General features: G+C 60.9%; 11 protein-coding genes. 5 read left to right on the top strand and 6 right to left on the bottom strand.

The genetic code is table 11. The annotated features are described in order from the left end of the window. Nucleotides 1-2 precede the first annotated feature (2 nt). Nucleotides 3-524, bottom strand: a complete 522-nt coding sequence (gene copI, locus AC1RAC_RS05725; protein ID WP_057975697.1) for a copper-resistant cuproprotein CopI — start codon at nt 522-524, stop codon at nt 3-5. 260 nt (nt 525-784) lie between these two features. Here copI and AC1RAC_RS05730 point away from each other — a divergent pair, with 260 nt between their 5' ends. Then, nucleotides 785-1,465, top strand: coding sequence for a heavy metal response regulator transcription factor (locus tag AC1RAC_RS05730; protein ID WP_019818238.1), 681 nt, complete (start codon nt 785-787; stop codon nt 1,463-1,465). Next, nucleotides 1,462-2,811, top strand: a complete 1,350-nt coding sequence (locus tag AC1RAC_RS05735; protein WP_492616377.1) for a heavy metal sensor histidine kinase — start codon at nt 1,462-1,464, stop codon at nt 2,809-2,811. The genes AC1RAC_RS05730 and AC1RAC_RS05735 overlap by 4 nt, the downstream gene beginning before the upstream one ends. A 116-nt stretch (nt 2,812-2,927) precedes the next feature. Here the strand turns inward: AC1RAC_RS05735 and AC1RAC_RS05740 are convergent, their stop codons facing one another. Genes AC1RAC_RS05740 through AC1RAC_RS05750 form a run of 3 tightly spaced genes read right to left on the bottom strand, consistent with a single transcriptional unit; the run spans nt 2,928 to nt 6,174 of the window. Beyond that, the gene (locus AC1RAC_RS05740; RefSeq protein ID WP_492616378.1) at nt 2,928-4,172 is read right to left on the bottom strand and encodes a lipoprotein-releasing ABC transporter permease subunit; all 1,245 of its coding nucleotides are present in this window, start codon (nt 4,170-4,172) and stop codon (nt 2,928-2,930) included. A gap of 60 nt (nt 4,173-4,232) precedes the next feature. Next, nucleotides 4,233-4,916 (bottom strand): lipoprotein-releasing ABC transporter ATP-binding protein LolD, encoded by a 684-nt coding sequence (lolD, locus tag AC1RAC_RS05745; protein WP_019818240.1) that lies wholly within the window; start codon nt 4,914-4,916, stop codon nt 4,233-4,235. Between the two features lie 7 nt (nt 4,917-4,923). Beyond that, nucleotides 4,924-6,174, bottom strand: a complete 1,251-nt coding sequence (locus AC1RAC_RS05750; protein WP_072446773.1) for a lipoprotein-releasing ABC transporter permease subunit — start codon at nt 6,172-6,174, stop codon at nt 4,924-4,926. A 94-nt stretch (nt 6,175-6,268) separates the two neighbouring features. On the opposite strand from AC1RAC_RS05750, the gene AC1RAC_RS05755 reads away from it, so the two are divergent. Next, nucleotides 6,269-6,847 carry a PilZ domain-containing protein gene (locus tag AC1RAC_RS05755; protein WP_054899069.1) on the top strand — a complete coding sequence of 193 codons (579 nt, stop codon included), beginning with the start codon at nt 6,269-6,271 and terminating at the stop codon, nt 6,845-6,847. Nucleotides 6,848-6,891: 44 nt separating this feature from the next. Continuing rightward, on the top strand, nt 6,892-7,614 hold the full coding sequence (locus AC1RAC_RS05760) for a glycerophosphodiester phosphodiesterase (protein ID WP_054919943.1): 723 nt from the start codon (nt 6,892-6,894) through the stop codon (nt 7,612-7,614). 42 nt (nt 7,615-7,656) lie between these two features. Here the strand turns inward: AC1RAC_RS05760 and sthA are convergent, their stop codons facing one another. Beyond that, on the bottom strand, nt 7,657-9,051 hold the full coding sequence (gene sthA / locus AC1RAC_RS05765; RefSeq protein WP_003189670.1) for a Si-specific NAD(P)(+) transhydrogenase: 1,395 nt from the start codon (nt 9,049-9,051) through the stop codon (nt 7,657-7,659). A 214-nt stretch (nt 9,052-9,265) separates the two neighbouring features. Between sthA and AC1RAC_RS05770 the strand changes: the two genes are divergently transcribed. Next, nucleotides 9,266-9,799, top strand: a complete 534-nt coding sequence (locus tag AC1RAC_RS05770; RefSeq protein WP_492616379.1) for a chalcone isomerase family protein — start codon at nt 9,266-9,268, stop codon at nt 9,797-9,799. 171 nt (nt 9,800-9,970) lie between these two features. On the opposite strand, the gene AC1RAC_RS05775 is transcribed toward AC1RAC_RS05770, so the two are convergent. Continuing rightward, nucleotides 9,971-11,434: a glyceraldehyde-3-phosphate dehydrogenase gene (locus AC1RAC_RS05775; RefSeq protein WP_032873405.1), complete on the bottom strand. Its 1,464-nt coding sequence runs from the start codon at nt 11,432-11,434 to the stop codon at nt 9,971-9,973. Nucleotides 11,435-11,644 lie beyond the last annotated feature (210 nt).

The raw sequence follows: 11,644 nt of genomic DNA on the forward strand, positions 1-11,644 counted from the left end.
CCTCACTCAACGGTCAGTTTGCCGACCATGCCCGCCTGGTAATGCCCGGGCAGGTTGCAGGCGAACTCAAGGCCTGTGGCCTGCTTGAACGTCCAGGTCAGTTCGGCCGTCTTGCCCGGCTCCACCAACACACTGTTGGGATCGTCGTGCTTCATGCCGCCCATGTCGCCGTGGCCCATGGCGCTGTGATCCATCTTGCCCATGCCGGTGGCGGTGAGCATGCCACTGGCTTGCATCTGCAACATCTCTTTCTGGTGGGCGGCATGCATGGCCGCGTCTCCCAGGTTGAACTCATGCAGCAACTGGCCTTTGTTGACCAGCACAAAGCGCACGGTTTCACCGGCCTTGACGTCCAGGGACTTGGGCTCAAAGGCAATGTCCCGCAGCGTGACTTCAACGGTGCGCGTGGCTTTATCCGCCGGGGCCGGCTGGCCGAACGCGTAGGTGTGAGTCGCATCTGCCAGGGCATTGAAACTCAACGCCAGCAGGCAGCCTGCCAATAACAGAGGTGTACGCAACGCCATCTTTCACTCTCCAAATTAGGTATCCAGCTTGGGCAACACTTTAAGATGGCCTCGCTGCCAGCCAGCTGACTGCTAGATTACAACTTTGTCAGCTTGCGCCCATCCCCTGACGAGCACGGTATAAAGCCCAATGTTTTTTGTAGGAGCGAGCTTGCTCGCGAAGGGCTTAAGCACTACGCGTCAAGCCTGACAGCCCGCGTTACCGTTGGCGTTTTTCGCGAGCAAGCTCGCTCCTACATAGCCCCTATCAAGAGCCCGATATGAAACTGCTGATCGTCGAAGACCAACCCAAAACCGGTCACTACCTGCGCCAGGGCCTGGCCGAAGCAGGCTTTACCACCGAACTGGTGGCCGACGGCACCAGTGGCCAGCACTTGGCGCTGACGGGCGACTATGACTTATTGATCCTCGATGTGATGCTGCCCGGCCGCGATGGCTGGCAAATCCTGCAGGCGGTGCGCAGTGCCGGCCTGGACATCCCGGTGCTGTTCCTCACCGCTCGCGATGCCGTAGAAGACCGAGTACATGGCCTGGAGCTGGGCGCCGACGATTACCTGGTCAAACCCTTCGCGTTTTCCGAACTGCTGGCGCGGGTGCGCACCTTGTTGCGCCGTGGCAGCAGCATGCCGCAGGAGACCACGCTGCAACTGGCCGACCTGAGCCTGGACTTGATCCGCCGCCGTGTCGAGCGCAGCGGCCAGCGCATCGACCTCACCGCCAAGGAGTTCGCCTTGCTGGAGCTGCTGCTACGCCGCCAGGGCGAAGTGCTGCCCAAGACGCTGATCGCCTCCCAGGTGTGGGACATGAATTTCGACAGCGACACCAACATCATCGAAGTCGCCATTCGCCGCCTGCGCCTGAAAGTCGACGACAATTTCCCCAATAAGCTGATCCACACCGTGCGCGGCATGGGTTACGTGTTGGAGGAACGGTTCACGTGATCAAGCGCCTGTCCCTGACCAGCCGCCTGGCGCTGCTGTTTGCCGCCTGCACGGCGGTGGTCTCGTTGATCGCCGGGGTGTTGTTCAACCGGGCCAGCGAGGCGCATTTCATGGAGCTGGACCAGCAACAGCTCGAAAGCAAACTGGTGGCCCTGCGCAGCACCTTGCAGGGTGTCGCCTCACCGGAAGACCTCGCCCGGCGAACCCCTCAACTGCGCGCCGAACTCGATCACCAGCCCGACCTCGCCTTGCGCATCACCGGAGCTGGGCAACGTTGGCTGGACGGCGCGCCACACCTTCCCTTGCCCCAAGCACCCGGCCTGCACAGCCTGCAATACGCAGGCACCGACTATCGCGTATTCATCGCGCCCTTGACGCCCAGCCAACTGGATTCGCCACAACTGACCCTGATCCTCGACATCACCCACCACCAGCACTTTCTGCAACGCATGCAACGCTTGATCTGGCTGACCGTCGGCCTCTCGGCCCTGGCCACTGCCCTGCTCGGCGCCTGGGCTGCGCGCAGTGGCTTGCGACCGCTGCGGCGCATGGGCGAAGTGGCCGCCAGTGTCTCCGCCCACTCCCTCACGCAACGCTTACCCCAAGAACAAATGCCGGTGGAGCTCGCGGAACTGGCCCAGGCCGTCAACGCCATGCTGGCCCGCCTCGATGATGCGTTCCAGCGCCTGTCCGCCTTCAGCGCAGATATTGCCCACGAACTGCGCACACCGCTGTCCAACTTGCTGACCCAGACCCAAGTCATCCTCACCCAGCCACGCCCGCTGGAGGATTACCGCGAGGCGCTGCACAGCAACCTGGAAGAGCTGCAATGGATGGCGCAACTGGTCAACGACATGCTGTACCTGGCCAAAGCTGACCACGGCTTGCTGATGCCCAGCCGAGAAGCTCTGGATTTGGGCGATGAGGTCGACGCACTGTTGGAGTTCTTTACCCTGCTGGCGGAGGACGCACAGGTGACGCTGGTGCGCGAAGGCACCGCCCAGACGATGGGCGATCGCGGTATGTTGCGTCGGGCCTTGTCGAATCTGCTGGATAACGCGCTGCGGTTTACCCCACCGGGCGGTGAAGTGCGGGTGCGGATCGAGAGTGGCGTGACACTGACGGTTGAGAACAGCGGGGAAGGCATTCCTGCGTCGTTACTGCCGAGGCTGTTTGACCGGTTCTACCGAGCCGACCCGTCGAGGCGCGCAGGCAGCAGTGAACATGCGGGGCTGGGGTTGGCGATTACCCAGTCGATTGTACGCGCGCATGGCGGGAGGATTTATTGTGAGTCGCAGGCGGGCTGGACAAGGTTTGTGATCAAGTTGCCCAATGGCGACTGCTGATCGTTCCCACGCTCTGCATGGGAATGCATTCAGGGACGCTCTGCGTCCCAACAGCGGACGCGGAGCGTCCGGTGAGGCATTCCCACGCGGAGCGTGGGAACGATCAGACGATCAGGTTACGAATACCTGAGCGCATGCGCCGGCTCAATCTTCGCCGCCCGATACGCCGGGTAAATCGTCGCCAAGAAGCTCAACACAAACCCCGCCGAGCAAATCAGCAACACATCCCCACCTTGCAGCTCCGAAGGCAGGTTGCTGACAAAGTACACATCCGAGCTGAAGATATGCTGCCCGCTCACCCGCTCCAGCCAGCCCACCAGCTCACTCACGTTCAGCGCCGCAATCACCCCCAGCACGCCGCCGATCAAGGTGCCGACCACACCAATCACGGTACCCTGCACCATGAAGATCGCCATAATCTGCCGAGGTGTGGCGCCGATGGTACGCAGGATGGCGATGTCCGCGCCCTTGTCGTTCACCACCATGATCAAGGTGGCGATGATGTTGAACGCGGCCACGGCGACGATCATCAGCAGCAGCAGGCCGATCATGGTCTTTTCCATTTTCATCGCGCTGAACAGGCTGCCCTGGGTGTGGGTCCAGTCATCCGCCTTGTAAGCCGCGCCCAGGCTGGCGGCGATATCTGCCGAGACTTTGGGCGCTGCATACAGGTCCTTCACCGCCAGGCGCACGCTTTGCACCTGGTTGGGCTGCCAATGCTGGATTTCAGCGGCATCGGCCATGTGGATCAGGGCCATGGAGCCATCCAGTTCGGCGCCGACCTTGAAGATGCCCACCACATTCAGGCGCTGCATGCGCGGGGTGATACCGCCCGGGGCGCTGCTGAGCTCCGGCACGATCAGGGTCAGCTTGTCGCCCACGTTCAGGCGAAAACGCCGCGCAGTGATATCACCGACCACCACACCGAACTCGCCAGGTTTGAGGTCGTCGAGTTTGCCGCGCACGATGTGCTGGGCCACGATCGACACCTCGCCTTCCTGGGCCGGGTCGACGCCGCTGATCTCGATGGGCTGCATCGCGCCCTTATAGGAAAACATGCCATCCATCTGGGTGAAGGGCACAGCGGCGGTGACTTGCGGATTCTTCATCGCGGCCGCTGCCACCGGCTGCCAATCATCAATCGGCTTTACGCCGACGATGGTGGCGTGGGGCACCATGCCGAGGATGCGTGAGCTCATTTCACGCTGAAAGCCGTTCATCACCGAAAGCACTACGATCATCGCCAGTACGCCCAGGGCGAGGCCGATCATCGAGGTCATCGAGATAAACGAGACAAAACGGTTGCGGCGCTTGGCGCGGGTATAGCGCGTGCCGATAAAAATCGATAACGGTCTGAACATTCGCGGGCACCGTTGGAAAAATGAAAAAGCCCGGCCTCAAAAAACCGGGCTTGCAACAGGTCAGATAGCGACCAGATGACCTTCCTGCAAATGCAGTACGCGGTCCATCTGCCGGGCCATGCTCATGTCATGGGTCACCACCAGGAACGCGGTGCGCATCTGGGTGCTCAACTCCAGCATCAAGTCCTTGATGCCCTGGGCGGTGTGGGAGTCGAGGTTGCCGGTCGGCTCGTCGAGCATCACCAGGCCCGGGTTGTTCACCAGGGCACGGGCAATCGCCACGCGCTGGCGCTCACCACCGGACAACTCCGCCGGCTTGTGCTCCAGGCGATGACCCAGGCCGACGCGCTCGAGCAAGGCCGTGGCACGCTGACGCGCTTCAGGAATCGCGGTCTTGCCGATCAACAGCGGCATGCACACGTTTTCCAGGGCGGTGAATTCCGGCAGCAAGTGGTGGAACTGGTACACAAAGCCCAACGAGCGATTGCGCAGTTGGCCGCGGGCCTTTTCATTCAACGCCGACAGTTCTTCACCGGCCAGCCATACGCTGCCCTGGGACGGCGTATCGAGGCCGCCCAGCAGGTTGAGCAAGGTACTCTTGCCGGAACCGGAACTGCCGACGATCGCCACACGCTCGCCAGGGTGCAGTTCAAGCTGCAGGTTGGACAGCACCACCACCGACTCCGGGCCTTCCTCGTAGGATTTGCCCAGGTTGCGGCAGCTCAGGATTGCTTTTTCACTCATGCCCGATTCACTCATAACGTAATGCCTGTGCTGGCTGGGTACGTGCCGCGCGCCAGGCTGGATACAGGGTGGCAAGGAAGCTCAGGACCAACGCAGCGCCGCCCACCATCAGCACGTCCTGGGGTTGCACCTGGGACGGCAAGTAATCGATGAAGTAGACGTCGGCGTTGAGAAACTTGTGGCCGATCACCTTTTCAAGCAGGGCGATGGCGGCGCTGACGTTCAGCGCGGCCAGAATGCCCACCGCCGTGCCGATCAAGGTGCCGACCACGCCGATCACGGTGCCCTGCACCATGAAGATCGCCATGATCTGCCCCGGCGTGGCGCCCAACGTACGCAGGATGGCGATGTCGCCCTTCTTGTCGTTCACCACCATCACCAGCGTGGAGATGATGTTGAAGGCCGCCACGGCGACGATCAGCAACAACAACAGGCCGATCATGGCTTTTTCCATGCGGATGGCCTGATACAGGTTGCCGTGGGTGCGGGTCCAGTCGCGAGCGTAGTACTCGGTTTCACCCAGGTGCTGGGCAATTTCCCAGGCGCCGCGCGGCGCATCGAACAGGTCGTTGAATTTCAGGCGCAGGCCCTGCACCTGGTCGGGCTGCCAGCGATGCAGGCGGGCCAGGTCGGTGAGATTGGTCAGGCCGATGTAACCGTCGATCTCGCCAGCGCCGACGTGGAAGGTGCCCACCACGGTAAAGCGCTTCATGCGCGGGAACATGCCGGCCGGGGTCACGGTGACTTCCGGGGCGACGAAGGTCAGCTTGTCGCCAACCTCTACGCCCAGCTTGGCCGCGGCCTTGTCACCGATGACGATGCCAAAGCTGCCCGGCGACAGCTCGTCGAGCTTACCTTGCAGCATGAACTTGTCGATGATCGAGACGTTGCGCTCCTGGGCCGGGTCGATGCCGTTGAGCAGGATCTTCTGCACTTTGCCGTCATTGGTCAGCAACCCCTGCATCTGGGTAAACGGCGCTACCGCCACCACCTTGGGGTTCTGCTGGACCTTGGCGGCCAGGCTTTGCCAGTCGTTGATGGGCGCATCGCCCTCGATGGTCGCGTGGGGCACCATGCCCAGCACGCGGGTGCGCATCTCATGATCGAAGCCATTCATCACCGACAGCACCACGATCATCACGACCACGCCCAGGGCGAGACCGATCATCGAGGTCAAGGAAATGAACGACACAAAATGATTGCGACGCTTTGCACGGGTATAACGCGTGCCGATAAATACGAAGAGAGGTCTGAACATGTCGGGGCTTGTTCGGAGGAAAAGAAGACGTCCCGGTGGCGGGGTCTGGTCAGCAGCTTTACACTCAGACCATTACCGTTACCTGGGGTTCGCCATGTCGACATTAGATGAAGAAGAGCGCCGCGAATACTACCGTATCGACGACATGATCGCACTTCAAATCAAACCCCTGTCGGGCCCCGACGCGGCGAGCAAGGAAGTGTTGCTGGATGATTCACCGCTGTTCAATCTGCTCAGCGAGCTGCACTTGAGCGAATTCGAAGCCCAGCACCTGCTGCGCCAGATCAGCGAGAAAGACCGCAGCCTGGCGGCCTTCCTCAAAGTGCAGAACAAACGCCTGGATCTGCTCAGCCAGGTCATGGCTCGCGGTTTGCTGAACGAGGTGGGTGCGCCGCAACCGGTGATCCTCTCCGAGGGCGGCATCGACTTCCAGCACCCGACACCGCTGGCCGCCGACACTCACCTGGCGGTCAAGCTGGTGCTGATGCCCCAGGCGCTCGGCCTGTTGCTGCGCGCGCGGGTGACCCATTGCGACCCCAAGGGCGACGGCTTTGATGTGGGCACGGAGTTCGAGTCCATGACCGACGCCCAACGCCAACTGCTGGCGCGCTATATCCTGCAGAAACAGGCCCAGGAACGCCGCCTGGCGCGAGAACAAAGCGAAGACCTCTGAATGCGTATTCACGACGCCAGCCATCCTGGCGCAAAGGAGCAACTGTGACCCTGATTTACGGCCACCGCGGTGCCAAAGGCGAAGCACCGGAAAATACCCTGACCAGTTTTCAGGAATGTCTCAAACACGGCGTACGTCGTTGCGAACTGGACTTGCACCTGTCCATGGACGGCGAGTTGATGGTCATCCACGACCCGACCCTCAAGCGCACCACCGACCGGCGCGGCAAGGTCGTCGAGTACTCGGCGGCTGATTTGGTCAAGATGGACGCGCGCAAAGGCGGCCCAGGCTGGGTAAGCCCCTGCCCGATTCCACGCCTGGAGGAGTTGTTCGAACAGTGCGACTTCGATCACTGGCAACTGGAAGTCAAAAGCGCCTCGCGCACCCGTGCCGCAACCACTGTGCTGGCGATTCGCGAAATGGCTGTGCGCTTTGGCTTGATGGACAAGGTCACGGTCACGTCAAGCTCGCGGGAAGTGCTCAAGGCCGCCGTGGAACTCACCCCGGACCTGTCACGCGGACTGGTCGCCGAATATGCCTGGCTCGACCCGCTGAAGGTCGCGCAGAACTACGGCTGTGAGTATTTGGCATTGAACTGGACGCTGTGCACCCCCGAGCGGCTGGAAAAAGCCCAGCGCCAGGGCTTGCATGTGTCCGTGTGGACAGTCAACGAACCTGCGCTGATGCGCAGGCTCGCCGACTTCGGCGTAGATAGCCTGATTACAGACTTTCCCGGTTTGGCCACTGCCACTCTCGGGAATTACTGAAATCGGTCTCCCCGGCCGGCTCAGGCCACCGGCCGGAGCCGCTCAAAAAAGCCGGTTGAGGCCGTCGTAGGCCGCTACCCGATAGGCTTCGGCCATGGTCGGGTAGTTGAAGGTGGTGTTGACGAAATACTTGAGGGTATTTTGCTCACCTGGCTGGTTCATGATCGCCTGGCCGATGTGCACGATCTCCGAGGCCTGGTAGCCGAAGCAATGCACGCCGAGTACTTCCAGGGTTTCGCGGTGGAACAGGATTTTCAGCATGCCTTGCGGCTCACCGGCAATCTGCGCACGCGCCATGCTCTTGAAGAACGCCTTGCCCACTTCGTAAGGCACCTTGGCCTTGGTCAGTTCGTGCTCGTTCTTGCCGATCGAGCTGATCTCGGGAATCGTGTAGATCCCGGTCGGCACGTCGTTCACGTAGCGCCAGCTGCCATTGTCGACAATGCTGCCAGCGGCCGAGCGGCCCTGGTCATGGGCGGCACTGGCCAGGCTTGGCCAGCCGATCACGTCACCGGCGCCGTAGATGTTCGGCACGCAGGTGCGGTAGTTCTCATCCACTTCGATCTGGCCACGGCTGTTGACCTTGACCCCGATGTTTTCCATGCCCAGCTTGTCGGTGTTGCCGGTACGGCCGTTGCACCACAGCAAGGCGTCGGCCTTGATCTTCTTGCCGGACTTGAGGTGCAGGATCACCCCATTGTCCAGGCCTTCGACCCGCTCGTACTCTTCGTTGTGGCGCACGGTGATGTTGTTGTTGCTGAAGTGGTAGCTCAACGCCTGGGAGATTTCCGAGTCGAGGAAGCTGAGCAACTGGTCGCGGTTGTCCACCAGCTCGACCAGTACACCCAGGCCACTGAAGATAGAGGCGTATTCACAGCCGATCACGCCGGCGCCGTAGATGATCAGCTTGCGCGGGGTATGGCCCAGGCTCAGGATGGTGTCGCTATCGTAGATACGCGGGTGGTGGAAATCGATATCCGCCGGGCGATACGGGCGCGAACCGGTGGCGATGATGATGTGCTTGGCCACCAGCTTCTCGACCACGCCATTGGCGCAGACCACTTCGACGGTTTGCTCATCGGCAAAACTGCCGGTGCCGAAGAACAGGTCGACGCGGTTACGGGCGTAGTAGCCGGTACGCGAGGCGACTTGCTTGGAGATGACTTTTTCAGCGCTTTTCAGTACGTCCGGGAACGAGAACCAGCGCGGCTCACCAATGGCCCGGAACATCGGGTTGGTATTGAACTGCATGATCTGCCGTACCGAGTGACGCAACGCCTTGGACGGGATGGTACCCAGGTGGGTGCAGTTACCGCCGACCTGGCGACGGCTATCGACCATCGCCACCTTGCGCCCTGCTTTGGCAGCGTTCATCGCCGCACCTTCTCCAGCTGGGCCGGAACCCAGTACCACCACGTCGTAGTTGTAGACAGCCATGCGTACTCCTCAGAACAGGCCAGGCGTACGGTTGGACGCCGGGCTAAATCATGCCGCGGCCAGCGTGCATGAAGGACAATTTGGCTCAAGTGTGTGAACCGGGGCACAGTCTATAGAAGGCCGAGCGCCGCGAACATTAACCCTTGGTCGCGTCGTAGGCCAGTGTTGCCATACTACAGGACGCAAACCAGCGCCGAATTCAGGATGAGCCATTATGCGACAACTATTTTTCTGTTTGATGCTGATGGTGTCGCTCACGGCGCACGCCAACGACGCACAGCGGCTCAAGCAGGCAAGCTTCCCCGCACAGGTCGAGGGGCTGGCCCTGAAAAACCAGGCGGTGTTCAACTATCTCTGGGCGGATGTGTATGCCGCCGCGCTGTATGCAGCCGCTGACCTGCCGGCAAAGCAGGCCTGGGACCAGCAGAAGGCTGTGCGCCTGGCGCTGTATTACTTTCGCGACATTGACCGCGATGATGTGATCAAGGCGGTCACCGTCACCTTGGAGCGCCAGCAAGCCAATGCCGGGTTGAACCCAGAGATAGCCAAGCTGCACGCGCGCTTTCGGGATATTCGCAGCGGTGATCGCTATGCCCTGGATTTTCGTCCGGGGCGCGGGTTGAGTCTGGAAATTAATGGGCAGGTGGTGTTCAGCAGCCCGGATGCTGAGTTAGCGAAGGCCTACCTGGGTATCTGGCTGGCGCCCAAAGGGCTGTCGGACAGTTTGCGCAACACGCTATTCAAGTGATGGCGGCGTGGACGGTTCCATCGTCATCGCAGGCAAGCCAGCTCCCACAGGTAAATGCAGTTCAACTGTGGGAGCTGGCTTGCCTGCGATAAGGCCCTCCCAGACACCACAAAACCCACGGCCATAAAAAAGCCCCGAACCAGTCGGGGCTTCTTCATTCAGCGCAAAGGCTTAGCGCGGAAACGCAGGCGGGTTGACCCCAGCCATGTCTTCCATCACGCGAACCACCTGGCAGCTGTAGCCGAACTCGTTGTCGTACCACACGTACAGCACAACACGGTTGTCCTGGGTGATGGTCGCTTCGGCGTCCACCACACCAGCATGGCGCGAGCCAACGAAGTCGGTGGAGACCACTTCCTGGGAATTGACGAAGTCGATCTGCTTATGCAGGTCGGAGTGCAGCGCCATGTAGCGCAGGTACTCGTTCATCTCTTCGCGGGTGGCGGCTTTCTCAAGGTTGAGGTTGAGAATGGCCATCGACACGTTCGGCGTCGGTACGCGGATCGCGTTACCGGTCAGCTTGCCGGCCAGCTCAGGCAGAGCCTTGGCAGCGGCCGTGGCAGCACCGGTCTCGGTGATCACCATGTTCAACGCGGCGCTACGGCCACGGCGATCGCCTTTGTGGAAGTTGTCGATCAGGTTCTGGTCGTTGGTGTACGAGTGAACGGTTTCAACGTGGCCGTTAACGATGCCGAACTTGTCATTCACAGCCTTGAGCACCGGCACGATGGCGTTGGTGGTGCAGGAAGCGGCGGACACGATCTTGTCGTCAGCGGTGATTTCAGCGTGGTTGATGCCGTGCACGATGTTCTTGAGCTTGCCCTTGCCAGGCGCGGTCAGCACAACGCGGTCGACACCCGGGCAAGCCAGGTGCTGGCCCAGGCCCTCGGCATCACGCCATACGCCGGTGTTGTCCACAAGCAGGGCGTTCTGGATGCCGTACTGGGTGTAATCCACCTCGGTCGGGTTCTTCGCGTAGATCACCTGGATCAGGTTACCGTTGGCGGTGATGGTGTTGTTTTCTTCGTCAATGGTGATGGTGCCATTGAACGAGCCGTGTACCGAATCGCGACGCAGCAGGCTGGCGCGCTTGGTCAGGTCGTTCTCGGCGCCTTTGCGCACCACGATGGCACGCAGGCGCAGGCCGTCGCCGCCACCGGTTTTCTCGATCAGGATGCGCGCCAGCAGGCGGCCGATACGGCCAAAGCCGTACAACACCACATCGGTGCCTTTGCGGGCGGCAGCGTTTTGCTGGCCAACCACATCGGCCATTTCTTCACGTACGAACTGCTCGGCAGTGCGGCCGGCACCTTCTTTACGGAATTTGTAGGCCAACTTGCCCAGGTCTACCGAAGCCGCGCCGAGCTTGAGCTCGCTCATGGCTTTGAGCAGTGGGAATGTTTCGTGGACGGAGAGTTCGCTGTCGTCGGCGGAGCGATGGCGTGCAAAGCGGTGCGCTTTGAGAATCGCGATGACAGACTGGTTGATCAGGCTGCGGCCATAGATCGAGCTCACCACATTGTTATTGCGGTACAGCTGACCGATAAGCGGAATCATCGCTTCAGCGAGTGCTTCACGGTCGATCCATTCACCAAGACACTGGTCGGGCTTCTGAGTCACGGGAACCTTCCACATGTAGGGGCAGAAAAAAGGGGCTACATTATGTCGCCCGACTGAGCGTTGAGCAATGCGCGAAGGGCAACAAAAAGCCCTTGCAAAAAAATACCACCGCGCTACAGCCCAGGAAACACGCGGGTTCCAGAAGGCCACTAGTTTGGCGAGCAGGCCGACTTATCCGTAACTCTCCTAAACATTCGCGCTTTTTGGCACTACATATTGAGTCAA

The organism is Pseudomonas sp. GW823-FHT02F05, assembly GCF_058797315.1.

Coding starts and splice junctions, on each gene's coding strand:
- copI (WP_057975697.1), bottom strand. CDS start 524: ATGGCGTTGCGTACACCTCTGTTATTGGCAGGCTGCCTGCTGGCGTTG.
- AC1RAC_RS05730 (WP_019818238.1), top strand. CDS start 785: ATGAAACTGCTGATCGTCGAAGACCAACCCAAAACCGGTCACTACCTG.
- AC1RAC_RS05740 (WP_492616378.1), bottom strand. CDS start 4,172: ATGTTCAGACCGTTATCGATTTTTATCGGCACGCGCTATACCCGCGCC.
- lolD (WP_019818240.1), bottom strand. CDS start 4,916: ATGAGTGAAAAAGCAATCCTGAGCTGCCGCAACCTGGGCAAATCCTAC.
- AC1RAC_RS05750 (WP_072446773.1), bottom strand. CDS start 6,174: ATGTTCAGACCTCTCTTCGTATTTATCGGCACGCGTTATACCCGTGCA.
- AC1RAC_RS05755 (WP_054899069.1), top strand. CDS start 6,269: ATGTCGACATTAGATGAAGAAGAGCGCCGCGAATACTACCGTATCGAC.
- sthA (WP_003189670.1), bottom strand. CDS start 9,051: ATGGCTGTCTACAACTACGACGTGGTGGTACTGGGTTCCGGCCCAGCT.
- AC1RAC_RS05770 (WP_492616379.1), top strand. CDS start 9,266: ATGCGACAACTATTTTTCTGTTTGATGCTGATGGTGTCGCTCACGGCG.
- AC1RAC_RS05775 (WP_032873405.1), bottom strand. CDS start 11,434: ATGTGGAAGGTTCCCGTGACTCAGAAGCCCGACCAGTGTCTTGGTGAA.